12 protein-coding genes and 1 tRNA gene are annotated in these 20,171 nt (G+C 34.1%); 4 read left to right on the plus strand and 9 right to left on the minus strand.

Annotated elements, in window-relative coordinates:
- Positions 1-184: 184 nt before the first annotated feature.
- Positions 185-8,776, plus strand: coding sequence for a T9SS type B sorting domain-containing protein (locus CELAL_RS13970; RefSeq protein ID WP_013551548.1), 8,592 nt, complete (start codon positions 185-187; stop codon positions 8,774-8,776).
- 128 nt (positions 8,777-8,904) lie between these two features.
- Positions 8,905-8,979, plus strand: a tRNA-Pro gene (locus CELAL_RS13975).
- Between the two features lie 109 nt (positions 8,980-9,088).
- Here the strand turns inward: CELAL_RS13975 and CELAL_RS13980 are convergent.
- Together CELAL_RS13980 and CELAL_RS13985 are read right to left on the minus strand one after the other, a co-directional pair.
- Positions 9,089-10,075 carry an ISAon1 family transposase gene (locus CELAL_RS13980; protein ID WP_013551549.1) on the minus strand — a complete coding sequence of 329 codons (987 nt, stop codon included), beginning with the start codon at positions 10,073-10,075 and terminating at the stop codon, positions 9,089-9,091.
- The gene (locus CELAL_RS13985) at positions 10,062-10,415 is read right to left on the minus strand and encodes an ISAon1 family transposase N-terminal region protein (RefSeq protein WP_013548879.1); all 354 of its coding nucleotides are present in this window, start codon (positions 10,413-10,415) and stop codon (positions 10,062-10,064) included. The genes CELAL_RS13980 and CELAL_RS13985 overlap by 14 nt, the downstream gene beginning before the upstream one ends.
- Positions 10,416-10,707: 292 nt before the next feature.
- On the opposite strand from CELAL_RS13985, the gene CELAL_RS13990 reads away from it, so the two are divergent.
- Entirely contained in the window at positions 10,708-11,481 is a 774-nt protein-coding gene (locus CELAL_RS13990) for a glycosyltransferase family 2 protein (protein WP_013551550.1), read from the plus strand.
- Here CELAL_RS13990 and CELAL_RS13995 read toward each other — a convergent pair whose 3' ends face one another.
- From CELAL_RS13995 to CELAL_RS14025, 7 genes are all read right to left on the minus strand, one after another.
- A complete protein-coding gene (locus tag CELAL_RS13995; RefSeq protein WP_013551551.1) occupies positions 11,482-12,297 on the minus strand; it encodes a glycosyltransferase family 2 protein in 816 nt (271 codons plus the stop codon).
- Between the two features lie 256 nt (positions 12,298-12,553).
- Positions 12,554-13,240 (minus strand): hypothetical protein, encoded by a 687-nt coding sequence (locus CELAL_RS14000; RefSeq protein ID WP_013551552.1) that lies wholly within the window; start codon positions 13,238-13,240, stop codon positions 12,554-12,556.
- Positions 13,241-13,252: 12 nt separating this feature from the next.
- Entirely contained in the window at positions 13,253-13,696 is a 444-nt protein-coding gene (locus CELAL_RS14005; protein WP_013551553.1) for a hypothetical protein, read from the minus strand.
- 24 nt (positions 13,697-13,720) lie between these two features.
- Positions 13,721-13,921, minus strand: coding sequence for a lipopolysaccharide assembly protein LapA domain-containing protein (locus CELAL_RS22865; RefSeq protein WP_013551554.1), 201 nt, complete (start codon positions 13,919-13,921; stop codon positions 13,721-13,723).
- A 198-nt stretch (positions 13,922-14,119) separates the two neighbouring features.
- A complete protein-coding gene (locus CELAL_RS14015) occupies positions 14,120-15,382 on the minus strand; it encodes a cation:proton antiporter domain-containing protein (protein WP_013551555.1) in 1,263 nt (420 codons plus the stop codon).
- On the minus strand, positions 15,382-16,098 hold the full coding sequence (locus CELAL_RS14020) for a hypothetical protein (protein ID WP_013551556.1): 717 nt from the start codon (positions 16,096-16,098) through the stop codon (positions 15,382-15,384). The genes CELAL_RS14015 and CELAL_RS14020 overlap by 1 nt, the downstream gene beginning before the upstream one ends.
- Positions 16,099-18,465 carry a P-loop NTPase family protein gene (locus CELAL_RS14025; protein ID WP_013551557.1) on the minus strand — a complete coding sequence of 789 codons (2,367 nt, stop codon included), beginning with the start codon at positions 18,463-18,465 and terminating at the stop codon, positions 16,099-16,101.
- A 585-nt stretch (positions 18,466-19,050) separates the two neighbouring features.
- On the opposite strand from CELAL_RS14025, the gene CELAL_RS14030 reads away from it, so the two are divergent.
- The gene (locus CELAL_RS14030) at positions 19,051-20,016 is read left to right on the plus strand and encodes a bile acid:sodium symporter family protein (RefSeq protein WP_013551558.1); all 966 of its coding nucleotides are present in this window, start codon (positions 19,051-19,053) and stop codon (positions 20,014-20,016) included.
- The last annotated feature ends 155 nt before the right edge of the window (positions 20,017-20,171 follow it).

Here is a 20,171-nt window from a genome sequence, read left to right on the forward strand (position 1 = left end):
TGTTAAGCGTTACAACGATAAAATAGATGCAAACAATACTATTTTTCATACCTTGACGTTTAAGTTATATATAAGGAATATAAGTTCATTTTAAAGATAAAAGAAATATTAAGTAAAAATAATTACACATAAGATTATTGTTGATCCCAAGTCTTACAATTTTCACAAATAACCTACGTAACCTATGTCATTCAAAAAATCAAGAAAATCTTGGTACTTTTTAGTGCTACTTGTTTTCTTTTTCGTCTTTTCTTCACTATTGGCTGAGACCAAAATTTTTAACTATATCGGGGAATTTTCTGCGAATATTGTTTCTTCTATTGAAGAAAGTTTTACAAAAAAGAAAACTCAAGAACAGAATCAATCACAACTTAATTCTGAACAAACAGGAAATGCTCTTGCTGCGGCACCTTTCTTTGCTACAATTATTGCAAATGCAGATGAAACGGTTACCTGTTCAAATGATGGGGCTACGCTAGCTCGATTTAATCTATGTGGTAATTTTGATACGCGCGTAATTGCTTTAGATCAAGCGTATAGTTCTTATCTATGGGAAAGATTAACGGTGGCTTCATGTCCTAGTTTTAATGCGGATTTACAATGCCCAACATATACCTGTTCCACAGCATGGGTTCCTGCGGGAACATCTCCAACATTAACTATAGATCCAAATTCAGTTCCAGCAGGAACAGGAGCAGAATTTAGGGTAAGAGTTAATGGGGGACTACCTTATTATATTAAGGTAAAGAAAAGTACCATTAGTCAGACTTATGTTAAACGCGATTATATTTGTGGGGTTGCTGGTAGAATTCAAGTTACCAACTTATCAAGTGCTTATGAATATGCCATTAATGACGGTAGCGGATTTGGCGCATGGCAAGGTGCAATATTTGATGATTTAATTCCGGGTACTTATATTGTTAAAGCAAGATTAAAAAATACACCAAATACCTGTGAATATCCGTATGAGCCAATTGTAATTGAATCTAAAGAAATAGATATTGATGTTACAGTAGTTGATGCGCAATGTTTTGGAGAAAACGGTAGTATCTCGGTTCAAGTTAATGATGTTCCTGGTCCTTATAAATATACCTTGTTAGATAGTAGTGGGTTCCCTCAGGAATTTACATCTTTTATAGCAAGTGATACTTACAATTTTGCTGCTGTAGGTTTTGGTACCTATAGTGTGCAAGTAGAAACACAACAGTGTAAGGCAGACCCAGCAAATGGTATTGCAGCTCCTAGACAAGATGTAGATACGAGTGGAAATCCTATAGTTATAGGAAATGGCTTGGTAGCTTTGTCCGCCTCCACCGAAGTGAATAGTAGTTTTGGCTGTGCAGATATTACCAGTGTAGATATTATTGTGCGTACCTCTGGAGGTGCCGCACCATATACCTTTACCGTAAATGGAGCAGCAGCAGTTAGCCCAACATATACAGGACAAACAACGTATACGGTTACTGCTTCAGGTGATTACAATTTTTTAATTACTGATACCAATGGTTGTACCATAACAGCTTCAGCAAACGTAAAAGAATTAACGCCTCCCGTAGTTTCGGCCTCAGGGGTAGATGGTACCTGTACCAATGGAGGAGCTAAAATAAATTTCAATGTAACCGATGCCAAAGGGTATAATTTATCATTTAGAACACAACCATCAGATCCTTGGGTAGCTTCTACTCAGATTTCTGTAGTAGATGGCACTTATAATAACTTAGAAGTTAGGTATGAGCAAGGAAGCTTTTCGTGTACGATGACTTTACCGTCAGTAACCGTAACAAGTGATGCGAGTATAGCAGGGACCGTAACAAAATTAGGTGATGAAACCTGTGATGGTATAGGAGGCACCGATGGCGGTAGTATTCAATTTGGAACAGCAAGTGGAGGTTCTGGTAGTGGTTATGAATATAGTGTAGACGGAGTTAATTATACGACTACACCATTATTTTCTGATTTAGCAGCAGGAACCTATACACCTATAATTAGAGATGATAGCGGTTGTAGATTAGAACTGACTCCAATAGTAATAGATCAAGTAGATCCGCCAACAAATTTAGATTTTCTTCAAAGTAATATTAATTGTGCTTCTGGAACAACAGATCTTCAATTAACGCCTACGAGTGCAGTAGCAATTGCAAATTATAGCATTATAAGTCCTAGTACTGTAAATAATGGTGGTAGTGATACGTTCACAGGGTTGAGTACATCTACAACATATACGTTTAGAATTACAGATGCTAATGGTTGTATTTATACCGAAAGTTTTACTCCCGTAGTTATCAGCTCAATTAGAGCTCGTGCAAAAGCAGGAGGAGATTTAAAAGTGTGTAATGGTGCTGGTGATGGTAGTGGCGCCTTCATTATTGATGGATTCAGTACTAATTATACGTATCAAATTAATGCTGAGCCTGTAAGTGCTTTACAAAGTGCTGCGCAAGTAGATATTTCTTCTAGAGGCGCAGGAACGTATACGATTACGGTAACTGATGGCGATACAGGATGTACAGATACCGCTTCTGTAACCGTAGAAGAATCTGCGGCAATTACCTTAACACCAACAGTAACGGCTATGAGTTGTGCTAATGGTAACATTGGACGTGTAGTAGCAAATACAACCGGAGGATGGGGTAGTTACAGATATACCTTACAGCGTCCTAATGGAACAACGGTGGGGCCTACTTCAAATAGAACATTTGGAAACTTGACACAGGCATCAACGCCAACTACACCTTATATTTTGTCTGTAGAAGATGCAGAAGGGTGTACCACAACATTTGAATTTCAATTAACGCCACTTACTTCACCAACTATTTCAATAGCATCGTCTAGCTTATGTTATGAGCCAGTTGCAGGAGCTTCTGCTACGGTAGCAGCTACTGGAGGAGGAGGTAGCTATGAATATAGAATTAATAATGGCACGTATCAAGCGAGTCCAAGTTTCACAAACTTAACTCCAGGTACATATACTTTTGAAGTAAAAGATGTAAATAACTGTACAGATACCGTTCAACTTACCATCAATGCACAATTAAGAGTGAGTATTGCTGTAGAAACGGAAATCCCTTGTGGAGGAGCGCCAGGAGAAATTCGCGTAAATATTTCTAATGGATATTTAGCTAATGCATCGCCAAAACAATACCAAGTGAGTGATGATAATGGAGCTACGTTTGGAGCTTTCCAACCATTTACTTCAAATTCATTTTTATATCCTGTAACTACAGGAGGAGATTATATTTTCAGAGTAACTGATAATGAAGCTTGTGTAGCTGTTTCTGAACCATTGGTAGTTGAAGATCCAGCAAATATTATAGCAGCGCATACGGTAATTCCAGCAAGTTGTGGAGATCCAGATAGTGGTGGGGTACAAATTATTCCAGATGCAACAAGCGGGATACCTCCTTTTGAAATTGATTTTGGAAATACAGGAACCTATTCTTCTCAAACCGTATATACTGGTTTAACAGCAGGAACCAATTATGGTTATACCGTACGCGATGCAAGAGGTTGTGTTACTTTAGGAAATTCGGTACTTATCCCTGCAGCAATAAGTGCAGCGCCAGATGCTACAGTTTCATCAACAGATACCACATGTAATCCTTCAGGAGAAAATTCTGGAACTATTGAAATTACAGCAGTAACAGACGGAACTCCAGAATTCACCTATATTGTATATAACAGTTTTGGTGTAGAAATTTTAAGAGTAGGACCAACAACAAGTACAGTAGAGTCTATATCTAGTCCATTATTAGTTGCTGGGGATTATACGGTAAGAACGGTAGATGCTTTAGGGTGTAGTGATGTTGATGCAGTTACCATTTCTCAAATTGATTTAACGGTGGTTCCTGATCCTATTTCTGTTCCACCAAGTTGTAGTGTTACAGGTTTTACGAATACTGTTTCTATAATTGGAGGAGTAGGACCAAACTTTTTAATCAGACTAACTAGTGATACATCAGCACCAATTACTCCTAATGATCCACCAAGGAGACATGAATTTACGGGCTTACAATTTGGAGTTACATATACTGTTGAAGTAACGGATCTAGGAACAGGATGTATTTATTTTCAGGAAATTCCACCAACAGAAGGGGCAAGTCCTTTAAGTATTGGGGCAACATCTCCTACAGCATTTTGTGATGATGCAGGGAATGGTAGAACAGAATTTACAGTATCTGATTTTGTTGGACCTATAACCATAGACTTAATAGATCCATTAACTGACGCTGTATTACAGACAGATACTGCACCTACTGCAACGCCAGGAACAGATTATTTAGGCTTTTTTGATATTGTCCCAGGAAGATATACCATACGGGTAACTGATGGTGATACGTGTACAGATGCCACGATTATAGATGTTATTTTAAACACGCCAAATCTTGATATTGTTTCTAATATACCAGCAAACTGTAATGCATTAGGTCAGTTAACGGTACGTGGTAGTGGTGGTGCAGGCGGACCTTATAGTTACGCTTTTGTGCCAGCGGGAACTCCTCCGGATAAAGATGGTACTTTAACACCAACTGATGATTCAGATGATTTTACGTCAGCAACTACTGCAGTATTACAAGGTAGTATAGCGGGTATTGCCTATGATATCTGGGTAATAGATTCTAGAGGCTGTACGTTTAATGTATCGGAAGATATTATTTTGTTACAACCGCCTTTACCAGCGCCAATTGCTATTGTAAATAATCAATGTGCTGCTTCGGCTTCATCATTTGATATTACGGTAACTATGCCAGGAGCTACAGATACGCCTAACTTTACCTTAAATGGAGAAGAAAAGTTTGGAGTGTACAACGCTGTCGATGACGTTTGGGAAGCACTTTATACAGTAAATACACCGGGTTCTTATGCTATAAGCGTAGTAGATGCTAATGGGTGTATAGGAACAGGTACTGCAGATGTTTATGAGTTCTTATCAGGAACAGGAAAATTCACTGGAATACCAATATGTAATAATAATGATGGTACGATAACCATAGAGACCAATGGAGGTAGTGGTAATTTTACCTTTGAATTACAAGATGACCTAGGAAACCCAATTGGAGGTACTCCAATAAACACAACAGGAGTTTTTGTAAACCAAAGTCCAGGAGAATATCTAGTGTTAATTACAGACGATATTGTTGGAGATGGTACACGCTTATGTACAACACTAGTACCTGTAAACTTAGATATCGCTGTTCCTCCGGTAATCGATATTGAATTTTCGGAAGATATTAGTTGTAATAATTCAAATGATGGTAGCATCACAATTATTTTACAAGCAGGTACTGATGTAGATGGCCCAATTGATTATATTTTAAGAAATACAGTAACCAATGCCGTTGTTCAAACAAACACGAATGGCGTATTTAATGTTTTGTCAGAAGGCACTTATCAAGTAGAAGTACTTTCAGCTCGCAATTGTAGTACGCTTTCAAGTGTATTTACGATAACAAATCCAGCTATATTTGAAATTTCAGCGACAAGTACACCATTTACCTGTGAGATTGGCGCTAATCGTTTTAGCTCTTCTGTAATCACAGTGGCTATAGATCAAGTGGGTACAGTAGGTAGTGGTTATCAGTATAGCATCACTGGATATGAAAATTATCAAGATTCAAATACTTTTGAAATTATTGATGATGGATCTACGCAAACAATAACGGTATATGCTATAGACGGTAACGGGTGTAGAGATGAGTTTACATTGCCAGCTATAGCACCACCTTCAGAAGTGCAAAGTGTTTTGGTTGTGTTATCTCCATTAAATTGTGAGGACCCTGAAACGGTTAGAATTACCGTAACAGGTACCAATGATTTTACTGTAGAAACTACTTCTGCAGTTGCTGTTGCCGATGTTACAAATTCAGGTTCAGATCAATTTGTAGATATCAATTTGCCAGCATCTGGGGAATATTTATTTGTAGTGCGAGATAATGTTACAACATGTTTATATCCATTACCAAGACATGATGTGGTAGATCCAATAAATCCACTAGCAACAATTTCTGAAGCAAAACCGGTACAATGTTTTGGAGATTCTAATGGAGAATTGTTCATTAGTGTTATCAATTATACGGGTGAATATGAATATAATGTTTACAGGAGTGATGATTTAACACAAACAACTTCAATTGCTAACGGTACTTTTAATACTGTTGATTTTCCAGATGTTAGTGGAGATGATGCGCGTATTACAGGATTGCCAGGAGGAAATTTCTATGTAAGAGTAAGGGCTATAGATAACCCTAAATGTATAGATGACAGTAATGTTACTAATATTCGTACGCCTAATGGAGCATTATTAGTTTCAACGGTTGAAATAGATAATGTAAGTTGTACTGATAATACTGGGAAAATTGTAGCCACTGGTGTTGGGGGATGGGATTCTTCTCCTTACAACTATAGATTATTAAGAAAAGATGCAACAGGAACTATAACTATTGGTTCAGATACTTATATTGAAGTGGTAGCTTATGGAACTGCAAATGAATTTACAGATTTACCAAGTGGAGATTATCGTGTAGAAATACAAGATGTAGAATTATGTGCTAACTTCTCTGAAATTACTTTGGCACCTGTAGATCCTATTATTGTAGGAATTAGAGAACCACAAGGTTTAGTTTGTCCAGATGGTAATGATGCTGTTTTAGAAGCTTATGATACCACCACAGGAACTAGTGATACAGCTACGGCTGGTGCTAGCGGAGGTGTTCCAGGAGCAGGATATAAATACCAATTGCTGTACTTAAATAGTGATGATAATACAGACGTACTTTCAAGGAGTGGTTTACAGGATACACCAACTTTTGATGGGGTAGCTGGCGGATTTATAAGTGAAGGTTGGTATGCAATAGAAGTCTCTTCTAGTTACGAGTGTGTAGGTGTTTCTATTCCTTATTATGTTATTGCACCACCACCATTAGATCCTAAATTAGTTCAAGTTACCGCACCGGGTTGTGGTGGCGATGGTCAAATGAGATTGAGTGTAGAGAATCCTCAAGTAGGCTTTACCTATGAATACCGTTCTATTGATGCAGCGGCATCAGATCCTTTTACTCCAATGTCTGGAACTTCTGTTTTAATTGATGGAGGCCAAGGTTTTTATCAATATGATGTTCGTAAAGTTGGTGGAGCAGGTGCTTGTACCAGTTTACGTTCGGAAGGGATTACTTTAGTAGATGCGCAAGCAATTGATTTAGTCGCTAATTTACCTGATGATATATCGTGTGCCACGGAGAATGATGGTAGAATTGAATCATTCTCTTCTGGAGGAGTTGGTAATGAAATGTATACCTTGTATTTAGGGAACCCAACACCAACAGGATCACCATATACAGGGTTTAATCCAGATCCAGCGGCTACTGTTGTTAGAGCAGCTCAAACAGATGGTACTTTTGAAGGTTTAGCAGATGGTACATACTACATTGCGGTAACTAGCGGACTTACCTGTTATGATGTGGAAGGACCTTTAGTAATTAGTAGACCAGAAGCAATTGTATATAACATTATAACAACAAACGTCTTATGTAATGGGGATGATAATGGTACGATTACCATTGAAGTAACTAGTGGAGGTGAAGGTTTGTTACAATTTGCAATTAACCCTAATTACAACGAATTCTTTAGTGATCCTAGCAACCCTGGAGTATATACTTTTGAGAATTTAGCTGCCGGTGCAGATTATGAAATCTTAATTCAAGATACACAAGGGTGTGGTGAATTGGTTATGGTAGCACCCATAACGGAGCCAGATGTGCTGTCAATTTCTGATGTGGTAACACAACCAGAGATTTGCCTAAATGCATATGATGGTGAAGCTAGGTTAACCATCATAGGAGGTACACCGTTCACAGATGCACTTACTTTTGCTCGGTATTATGAAACAAGAATAGAAGGTATCAATATTCCTTTACCAGACCCAGCAGATCCAACAGAAGGATTTGTAAGAAATGATGACTTAATATTTCCTAATTTACAAGGAGGAGAATCATACACCATATATGTTCGTGATTTTAATAACTGTACTACAGAGAGAGTTGTTAATATTGGACTGGGAGTAAATCTAGAATCTGTTGCTATACCACAATACGGTTGTGAAGGAATATTCCCAAATAGTACGGTGACTGTAGAAATGACAGATACATCAATACTATCAGAGTTGTTGTTTAGCTTAGACGTTGATGATATGACACTGGCTACAAGTACAAGAATCTTTGGAGATTTACCAGCAGGAGATCATACGGTATATATTTACCATAGTAATGGGTGTATGGATCAAGTGAGTTTCACGATTGATGAATATATGCCATTAACATTATCGGTTACTAAGACAGGACCAGATGAAATCACAGCAATTGCAACAGGTGGATATGGAAATTATGAATATTCTTTCCAAGGCAAGTCTCAAGGAAGTGTCAATACTTTTAATCTTATTGTAGATGCTACTGTAGATGTGCGTGTTGAAGATGAAAGAGGTTGTGTGGCTTTAGTGAAAATACCGTTTAACTTTGATTCGATGGTAGAATTCCCTAATTTCTTTACCCCTAACGGTGATGATAAAGGAGATACCTGGGCGCCATATAATCGGGAGTATTTTCCATATATTGATGTAAAAATTTATGACCGATACGGTAGAGTAGTAGCTGTCCTAGATCAAATAAAAACATGGGATGGAATGTATGAAGGCAATGAATTACCAACAGGAGATTATTGGTACGTAGTAAATGCTAATGATGCTGATAAACAACAGTATGTAGGTCATTTTACCTTGTACAGATAGGCCTTAAGTAATAGGAATAAAAAAGACATCTAGAAATAGATGTCTTTTTTTTGGTATTATAGTTTGTTATGTTAAGTATTGTTGTATATTTGCAGTCCGAAAATAAGGATGTTTTAGGGCATCATTTTCGGGGTGTAGCGTAGCCCGGTTATCGCGCCGCGTTTGGGACGCGGAGGTCGCAGGTTCGAATCCTGCCACCCCGACAAAAAAGCTTCTGTGAAAACAGAAGCTTTTTGTCTTTATAAAAGTATCGAATTCCATATTTTGGCTCAAGTGTAAAGGCTCAAAAGGGATCAGGCTCAATTGTTGTGTTTATGCAAATATTTTAGTTAATCTGAATAAGAAGAATTCTATATTTCTAACACCTCTGAATTGACTTCTGAATGCCTTTATCTTAGCGTTGAATGATTCTGCCGATGCATTTGTACTCCTGTTTATAAAATAGTTCAGGATAGATCTATAGTTGAGTGTTATGGTGTTTGCGATGGTGTTGAACGCCCTAAATCCTGTGTTTTCTACATCCTTGTACCAATGTGCGAGTTTTGTATAGGCGGTCTCTATGGACGTTGCCGTATTGAATATGTTTCTGAGTCCTTGGGCTAGGTCGAAGGCAATCTTTATATCGGGATATTGATCGAACAATATCCTGCTTCTTATGTATTGGTTCTCTGTCCAGTTATTTGGAGCTTTGTACATTAAATACCTGCTGCGGGCCAATAGTTGCTTTCTTGTATCTCCGTTATTGAATTCTTTTGGGACGAATGTCTTGTTCTTTGCCCTTGGCTGTTTTATCTGTTCGTTCTCCAGGTCTATTGCGTCCCATCTGTGTTTGATCCGGATATCCTGAAGCGCCTCTAGGGCAAGTTTTTGTACATGGAAGCGATCGGTGACCTGTATTGCCTTAGGGAAGCACTTCTTGGAGATGGTCTTCATCGAGTTTGCCATATCCATAGTGATCTCCTTGACTTTGGCCCTTTCCTTTGCCGATATCTTCATTAGTTGTTCTATAATCGGTCCCACCTTGGTGCCGGAGAATATGGCCACTATAGATCCTTTCCTGCCCTTGGCCTTTTTGTTGGTGATTATCGTGTAGAGTTCCCCTTTGGAGAGTGCCGTTTCGTCAATGGACAGATATGGCCCGATATTCTCGGGAAAGATGAGCCATTGTTTGGCATGTCCCTTTTGATCCCAATCTTTAAAATCGCTCAGATAATCCTTGTACTGTCGCTGGAGTTTCTTTCCGTCGACCCCATAGAAATGGCCTATGGTGCGGCAGTCCGAAGCTTTAGTATCGACCAAGTACTTTTAAAAAAGCAGCGAACTCGATGGTCATTCGTGTTCCCTGTGCGACCAGATCCCAATCTCTTTGCACTATTTCGTTAGTGCGCTTATCAAGCCAACGGCGTCGCTTAATGTGGAGATAAACTGACTTTCCCCGCAATGGAAAGTCTTGGACTACTATCTCTGTATGAAAACCATGGGCTATTAAAATGCGATGTTTTTCTTCTTTAGGGGTGTCCTTCTTTTCTTCAAAAGATAAATGGAGCGTACCGTCTTCCGTTTTATGGGTGACTAGGTCGAAGTGGGTTAGTAATAGTTCAGGTAGTATAAGCTTTAATAGGTCTATAGATAGTTCCAAGGAAGATCGTTTTATTGCAAAGATCGAACTCCTATTTCAATTCACACACAACTTTTGTGATTGATCCCTCAAAAGCATAATTCTCAATAAAATTTATTTAAAACAAGTCTCTTTTTTTTATTAAAAACTCTTTGAGTTATTGATAAGGTTAAGAAAAGATGAAATTTAAGTGTATAGAGGTTTTATGTACATCATATATACGTATTTCGCTTTAGAATGATAGCTACCTAAATATTTTGGGAAAAACCAAAATGCTTATTGTCAAGGTATATTCAATTTTTAAAAGCTAAATATGGATCAAAAGAGGAAAGTAAAATTATCAGCCCTTATAATCACCTATAATGAGATTGGATATATTGAAAAATGTATTGCTTCAGTTGCATTTGCAGACGAGGTTATTGTAGTAGATTCTTTTAGTACAGACGGCACTTATGAGTTTTTAAAGAAGCATCCTAAAGTTGAAGTTGAGCAACATCCCTTTAAAGATTTTACAAGTCAAAAATCCTATACATTAAAAAAAGCAACTAATGAATGGATTTTGTTTCTCGATGCAGATGAAGAAGTAAGCCCCTCATTACAAAGTGAAATTTTACAATGTATTAATTCTGAGCAGCATCATAATGCGTATTGGTTCTATAGAATTTTCATGTTTAAAACTTCTCCTATGCGATTTAGTGGAACACAAACAGATAAGAACATCCGTCTATTTAAAAGAAGTTGTGTAAGCTTTGATGAAGGAAGATTGGTCCATGAAAAATTAGAGGTTGAAGGTGCAATTGGATTTATGAAAGAAAAGTTGATTCATTATTGTTATAAAAACCATGAAGATTATAAAGACAAGATTATTAAGTATGGAAAAATGAAAGCTTTACAACAGTATAAAAAGAAAAAAAAGTTTGTCTATATAATGTTGATTTTCAATCCAATATGGAAATTTTTACAAAGGTATTTTATAAGATTAGGCTTCTTAGACGGTACAAAAGGATTTACTATTTGTTACCTCAATGCCTTAGGGAGCTATAAAGGATACAAAGAGCTACGAAGATTAGAAAAAGTTGTTAAATAGTTATTTCATTATGCCATAAGGGCTCCAAATGCTTTTAGAAAATTTTGTTTCTTTTCGTATTTTCTTGTTTTTATGAATGGCTTCTTTGGTCACATACCCTCTTTCATGGTCTAAATGTATACATACAGCACTGTATCGAATTTGTTTTCCTTTAATTCCTCGATGAAACAAACGATGTCCCATTTCTCGATCTTCGCCACCATATTCCATGCGTTCATCAAAACCATTAACCGAAAGAATATCTTTTTTCCATCCTGAAGCGTTATGACCATTCCAAGATGCTTTGGTTGTAGTTATTTTATTGAATAACTTGGCTTTTTCCGCATCATTACCTAATTTTTTCTTTTTAAATTTTTTAGGTAAACCTTGTTCTTTAAGCCATTTTAGATTAAAACAATTTTGATTCTCTATATCTTGTTTTGTAATTTGTTGTGAGATATCTAGTGGAAGTTTGGAGTAGCCACCAGAAAGGAAATAACCTTTTTGCCTATTCTCATAATGTACTTGTACAAAATCTTTACGAGGAATACAATCACCATCTGTCATCAATATATACTCTGAAGAACAAACAGTAAGGGCTTTATTTAAAATTTTGCATTTTTTAAATCCATCATCTTTGTGCCAAACATGGCGTATCTCATAGAAAACTTCTTTTCGTAATTCATCTATTAGATGTTTTGTAGCTTCTTTAGAACCATCATCTGCAATTACCACTTCAAAATTTTTATAGGATTGAAGGTTATAGCCCCAAATTACTTTTTGTAACCATTCTTCAGAATTGTAGGTACTTATAATTATTGAAAGTTTATCCTCCATTAGAATTTTATGATATATTTTAAATCTTATGCTAATGTAGCATGTACTTAAAAAGAAGAGGTTATGCCTACTTTACTAAAACTTACAGAGCAGGTTATTAAAAAATCAATTTTATGTTATATGAAAAGGGATTATAGCTTAGCGTATTTCTAGATAGATGATTTAATTCTAAAAAAAAAAGACTAGAAAACTTGTACAAACAAAGCCTCAGTTTTTTTACAGAGGCTTTGTTTTCTTCTAAATCTTAACAAAGTACTTACGCTTCAATATGCGTTAATTCTGTTTGGTAATCTTCTACATATTTAAAATCATGAAACCAATACGTAGAAGAGATGATTTCTAGTTGATATTTGTCACCATCTTTAGACTCTTTTTTATACTGCCAAATTATATCTTTTGCATCTGGAAAATCTTCACCTTTTAATTGATTTTCAAAAAGTCTTTTGAGTAATGTATTCTCTGGCATTGCATCGGCTAGCAACCGAATTAAATTAGCTTCAATATCAGTGGTTAATGACTTTTTATTTTTGGTATCGCCAGGAATTATATCAAAATTAATTAAAACGGCTTCAGGATGGGGGAATTTACCATTGTAAGCCTCGTAAAGCAATTGTGTGGCATTGAATAGTGCTTCATGTAAAGACAAATCAGCATATTCTTCCCAAAGCTTCTCTTCTATTATTTCATTTGAAAGATTATCTATTTGACCTGAGTTTAATTGCTCCTCAAAAAGATAAGTTAAGATCAGATTAGCAGCGTCTACCGGTTCATTGTCTGATAGTGATAATAGGCACATTTCCTTTAATTCTTTAGAGTTTAAATCAGAAATATCTCCGTAATCCATGATGTCAAGCAATTTTTTGTAGTCTTCATCTGTCCAAGCATTTGGTAACTCATGAATAACTTTAAAACGCTGTGGTTGTATTGTAAATGATAATTTCATAAGATTAAAAAATTAGTGAATTATTTGAGAGGTAAAGGGTTCTGACCATTTTGAAGCGCTACTAATAGCAGGAGTTATCGTTGTAAAAGCTTTCAATTTTCTTGATATATAATTTGTATCTCTGTTTACATGACCTAAATGTAATGCAATTGGAGTTTTAAATATCATAATTTCTGGAGTTGCCGTAATTATGGTTTTTTTACCGCCAAGATAATCATCTTTTCTTCCTAATGAAATAGGGTTTACATCGCTCTCATCCCAATTTGGTAAAACGAAAGGTGTGTCTAAATCACCATGAATATCATAAATATAAACATGCAAACAATATTCCATTCCTAAAGAAATATCTAACGGATGAAATTCTATTTTTGTCTCTACAGTAATATCACTAATATTATCACTAACATTAATACACTCCGGAATTGATGTTAAATTTACAGATATAATTTTAGCCATTTTAGATTGTTTTTATCTAGATTTTTACTTGGGTAATCTATTTTTTTTTAATGAAATTAATAGGCCCACGACAATACCAAATGCAAAACTTCCGAGAATTATTAAAACCCTTGACAGGGATAATTTCCAAAATAAAAATTTTATATCGGTCATTTCTGCATTTTGCAATGAAAATATGGTAATTAGGATAGCCATTACTATGGCAATTATAGTTTTTGTTTTCATCTAATATTAAGAGCGTAATTATAAATTGGAATATTTTTTTATACAATACTTTGTATACATATTGGACACATAAATAATAGGAAAGTCACAATTTTATTACATAAAATTTTTAAAGTGGCATTGCGTTATTAAAATTACTGCAAAAAAAACCTTTGAATTTTGTTCAAAGGGTTTTTGTAAAAGCAGTGTGTGTTTATGCTACTCTTCTTTTAGGGTAGGAGCTACCCATTTTGTAGTTCCTACTTTATTTAGGTTCGCTTTATTAATAGCCACATTAGAACGCCTCTTATCATAAATCATAGCAAAAGTCATAATTAAACTGGTAGCAATAATTACGAATAGCAAAATTCCAGAATCAAACCCTTCTACTTGAGCTTCTGCGGGTATGGCATAAAATAATAATACAGTAATAAGTCCTCTAGGTGCAATAAATAATTGTGGTAACATATCCTTCCCAACAAAAATGAGCATCAAAACAGCTCTTATGGCATAGATAGAGACAATAATCAAGGAACTTATGATGGCTACGTTTATATTGAATATGGATGTAATGGCTATGGTCAACCCAAAAATAACAAAGAAAAAAGTACGTACTACAAATGCTGTTTCTGCCGTTATCGTGTGTAATTCATGATAGATATGATGTGCTTTTTTATAATCTAAGAGTTTGGACAGCTTACCTTTGAAAAACAATTTCATATTGGCAATTACTAACCCGAATATTAAAATGATGATGAGTGATGATAAATGCATCTTCTTGCCTACCGCATATAGTAAGAGCAGGACTGCAATTAATAAAAACAATTTTACTTGGCTTTTTATATTCTGGAATATAAGAATTATGGCATAACTAGCAACCAATGAAATTACAATAGTTAATAATAAATTACTAGTAAAACCAACGATGCCAGTATCTTCTGCAGGGTTAAGTTTTCCGGCTAGAAAATAGAACATCATGATACCTATAATATCAGAAAAGGTACTTTCATAAATATGAAACTCTTTTTTATGAGATTTTAAATCATTTACACTTGGTATAATAATAGCACTAGATAAAATTGATAATGGGGTAGCATATAGCCATGCAGAATGCATATTCATATCAGGAATAAATTGATATAGAATTAAAGCCGCAATCCAAGCAGATAAAAACAGGCCTAATAGTGCAACTACGAATGACTTTAGAATGGGCACTAATTTTTCTCGCTTAAGTTCTAACTCAAGCGCAGCTTCTAAAACAATCATAATAAGCCCAACAATACCTAATATTTCAAGAATTGGAAAAAAATCAATGGCATCACTATTTACATATTCTAAACCAAATTGTAAACCAACCCCTAATACAATAAGCATTAATACGGCAGGAATATTCGTTTTTTTAGCTATAGAATTAAATAAAAATGATAAAATTATGATTACAGAAACTTCAATTATAAGATTATAAGAAGATAATATTTCCATTATGCAATTGCGGTATTAGTTAAACTTGTTTCTATTTGATGTGTTGTTAAAAAAGCGATCAAACTTTCTGCTTGTATTCCTTTTTCTAAGTTGAATTGTAACTTTAAGGTATCAGACCCTTCTAGTTCTTTTAAAACAGGTGCTTCTTTATAATTCAATAATGGATTATCAAAAAGTAAATCAAGCAATTCTGATTTTGAAAGAAGCGTTTTGATAAATAAAGTTTGCCTTAATACCGTATCGTGTTTTGAATTTACAGTATACCCAGATTCATCTATGGTGGTATAATTTATAAAACTATCTCCTTTTTCTGTGTTCACTACAATCCCAAATGGAAGAAACTTTTTTATTTCCCCGGTTTTATCATTAATTGTTACGGATACTCCTTTTGCCAAAATAGAATTGATTTTGTACAAAACACCACCAACATAATTTCTTATAAAAGGATACCCTATAGCACTTATAAGAAGCAAGAAAATTCCGTGAACTATATAATTAATAGCTAAAAAACCTAATAGGATAAGTAAAATACTTATGGGTTTATATAACAATAAAATTTTATTTAAGAAGCCTAGTACGTCCTTATTTACCCTTTTGGTAACTATTTTTTTTTGAATTAAAAAGGCTATTAATTTTAAAGCCCAATAACCAAAAAATAAAATTAGTATTAGATTTCTGAAACCTAACCAGGTGTAGAATGTAAATGTATTTTCCATTTAGTTAATGATATCTCTATATTTTAATATTTGGTATATATCGTGGTTTAATACCGGATTAATACTTAAAAGTCCAACTTCGTCTCTTAAAATTACCTTTGTGTTTATTAATCTTTTTAAACTAGATTTTAGATTAGTTTCATAAAGATTTCCTGTAAATTCCTTTAATATTTTCTCGCTAATATAGTTGTATAATAAAGTGTACTTAATGATTATAGTTTCTTCTTTTGTGAAAAAATCAGGGAAAGTTAAATAGGTGTCCTTGTATAAAATAGAACCATCTTCTGTAACTGTTGTTCCGTAGGTCCAAGCCTGTAAAACTTCACCAATATTATAGTCTAATTTTTTACTTAGCTTAGCTACATTAGCACTAATTTGAGATTCTGTCAAAGGTTCATTTCTATTATTTATTACAGACCTATGGGTTGCACTATGGCGAATTATTACAGCTTTAAAAATCTCTTCTTGAGTGCATTTGTTTATCGCTATATGTGTGCTAAAAACACTAGAGAAATTACATCTGGTATTCAAATGAATACTCATAGAGGGGTTAGTAGTTACTATAACTAGTACATTATCAGATTCAGATTCAATAAAATCTATGAGTGCTCTAGTATTATTTAACAAGGAGTTTTTTTCATCGCGCCAAAGTTCTAAATCATCAATTAACAAAATTCTTTTTTTAGTAAATGAACTTCTCTTTACTTCATCAAGTGCTTCTTTTAAGTTTTTTGTGGTTTTAAATTTTCTCCCCTCAATAGTCACACTATCATTAGGATTTAACTTTATAGTTTTTTGGTGTATTAGTACTTCTGTTGAATGATGAATAAATGTAGATTTACCAGAAAGACTATTCCCTAAAACTAGAATAGATTTGTTAAAGCCTTCGTTCCATTGTGCGATAGCATCTTTTAATTTATCTTCTTGAGCTGTTCTAGAAACCAAAAACAAATCTCCTATAAATTTTTTATTAAGGAACAGTGTGTCATAATCGGCATTTACTTCTTTGTACATTCTTTGAGAAATACAATTTGAGGCTTTATCTATTTTAGATTGTGGATCTTCTAATACAACCTTCTCATAACTCTGATTAAATTTAGCCACTAATTGTTCAAAAACACTCTTAAAACCAGCAACTACATTATTTGTTTCAGAAGTATACTGATTTATGGAATTTTGAATGGTGATTTCAAGAAATTCATCACTGTTGTAGCAGTTACTTACTAAAAAGTCTGTAGCTAACATTTTCTGTATTTGAGAAACAATAGCTTTCTGGGTTTCAATATTCTCTAATAAGGATTTTTTTATTTTTTTATAGGATTGTAGCTGTATGTCATACACAATCAAATTATCATTTTCTTTACCTAGTTTTAAGCTAGATTTTAAATTTAAAAGGGAGAGTTTTATAAAGTGGTTTAAATTACTATTGCCATCCCAAAGATCCATTAACAATGGAAGTAGGTTATAATCCATCCATTTTTTTACACTTTTATTAAAGTTTATTTTTTTCTCTAATAAATACCCTTGGTTGGTGCCAATAGGTATAGCATAAGAATCTAGGTTATTTATTTTGTTTTCAATGTTTGTTGTAAATTCTTCCTTGCTATTTAAATCGGTAGCAGCAATAAGAGTTAAACTATTTTCTATCCAGGAAAGTAAATCTTGACTATCTTCTTTTGCTTCAATTTTAGTGACAGCAGTATTTGACACCTCTAATAAAACCTCAGATTCTTTAATAATCAATTCTATAACACTATTGGTATGTTGATTTATTTCGTTAAAAGTTGTTATGTTTTTTTGAGTTTTTAAACTAGTGTTTAAGATATGAGAAAATTGTGCGAGTAAAGTTTTGAACTGTTCTCTGTATACTTCCCAAGGAGATAAATGATGTTTTGTTTTGTCTTCTATATTTTTAGAAGTAGCTAAGAATAGGTTTAGTTCTTTCGCTTCTTTTGCAATATCCTCAATGAAATATGAAAGTGCATTTGTTAATAGTTCTTTTGATTCATCTATAAGGGTTTGCAGTGACTTATCAGATGCTTGTTGTTCTAAGTTTTTATGCTTGCCAATTTGTAATTGTACTAATACATCACGGTGTAAAATAATAAGATCCTTTAAAGATTCAGGAAGTGCATAATGCAATAAATACATTTCTTTCTGATCAGTGCCTACTTCCTTGTTTTCAGAAGTGGCATAACTAATATATTGATTGCAAAGTTTAAGAAAATCAAAAGACATTAAGTTATTGATAGCAGCTATGGCTGTACTGTTATTTAGTGCGTTTTTATAAGAATCAAATTTTTCGCTTAATGGTTCTAATACAGATTTTACTAAAGGGGCATTAACTACGGATTGGTTATTCTGCATATAAAATTATTTCAGAAATTTTTTATATAAATATAAGTTCAATGAATATAAGTATATTTTAAGGTATCGCTTATTTATTCAATAGCATTTGGTTAGTACTAGGTTTATTTTCATCTTTTTCAGCAATACTATTGACGGAATCTACTAATTTATGCATAATTAACTAAAATTAGACCAATAGAATATTAATTATATTAGAATAATGGATAACCCGTTCCTTTAAAAAAGGAGTATTTAAACGAATGGTTTAGAGTTTTTTTTCTGGGGCATTTCCGTATTAGTATAGAATAGCTGCGTATTTTTTGTCTTTTGTTTTTATACACTTTTCCACGATGTTACTTTGAAAATTTTGAAGGTTACTAATCTTTAATAAATAACGCTTTTCTAACGACTTCGGTATACGAGGGAGGTGTTTTTAATATAAAAATGAACATTAGCTAATATTAGAGGAGCTTATTTCTTGAAATGAAAGATTCTTATCACTTTTTGAAAATCTCATTTAAGTTAAAAATAAAAACATATTGAATAAAAGTTAACCTTAATTTTACGGCATCGTAAGTCTCAACCCAAAGTCGCACCACAGCAATGAATATAAAGCTCGATAAATTTGTAGTAAGCATACTTTTTATCATCGGATTAGCCTATGTTTTTCCACAATGGGGAACAGCATCAAGTCCTGTTCCTATCAATACCATCAGTACAATAGGAATATCATTAATTTTCTTTTTTTACGGTTTAAAACTGAGCCCCACTAAAATAAAAGAGGGACTCAAAAATTGGAAGTTGCATGTGTTGATACAATCCACTACGTTTTTGTTTTTTCCATTGCTAGTGCTATTATTTAAGCCTTTAATGCTAACAGAAGAGCAAGAACTATTATGGTTGGCTATCTTTTTCTTGGCAGCATTACCTTCTACCGTGTCTTCTTCTGTAGTGATGGTTTCTGTAGCCAAAGGAAATATTCCGGCAGCAATTTTTAATGCGAGTATCTCTGGAATTATAGGCATCTTAGTGACCCCGCTTTGGATGGGATTATTTGTCCAAACATCAGATGCTGGATTTGACTTTACGGCAATTTATTTACAATTAATAGGACAGATTGTAGCACCGGTTGTAGTAGGATTATTTTTACAACGATTTTTGGGCAAGTATGCTCAGAAATATAGCAAGCAACTCACACTATTTGACAAATCTATAATTTTAATTATCATATATAAAAGCTTTGTGTCATCTTTTGAAGAACAGATATTTAGTAGTGTATCGGTATTAGATTTGCTACTGTTATTAGGTATTGTTTTAGTATTATTTGGTGTGGTTTTTTACGGGTTAAAATTTATTTCTAAAAGATTAGGCTTTACTGAAAAAGATCAGATAACAGCTACTTTTTGTGGTACTAAAAAATCTTTGGTACATGGCACGGTTTTTTCGAAAATTGTGTTTGGAAACATGGCTACTTTAGGAATTATTTTATTGCCATTAATGATTTTTCATGCCGCTCAGATTTTGATTATCAGTATTATTGCGGGTAAATTGGGAAGAAAGGAAACCTAATTAGGGCACTTATTTTATTCTATATTTCTTAGTTGCTTTCCTATTTTTCAGCTTTGCAGTTTATCGGGTAATAATTGTTTTTAAAGGCACTTCATGATATTTTTTTTACTATTTTATTATAGAATATTTACAATCTTGTCAATGTAAATGTTGTG

The sequence above is a fragment of the Cellulophaga algicola DSM 14237 genome, assembly GCF_000186265.1.
GTDB classification, from domain to species: Bacteria; Bacteroidota; Bacteroidia; order Flavobacteriales; family Flavobacteriaceae; genus Cellulophaga; species Cellulophaga algicola.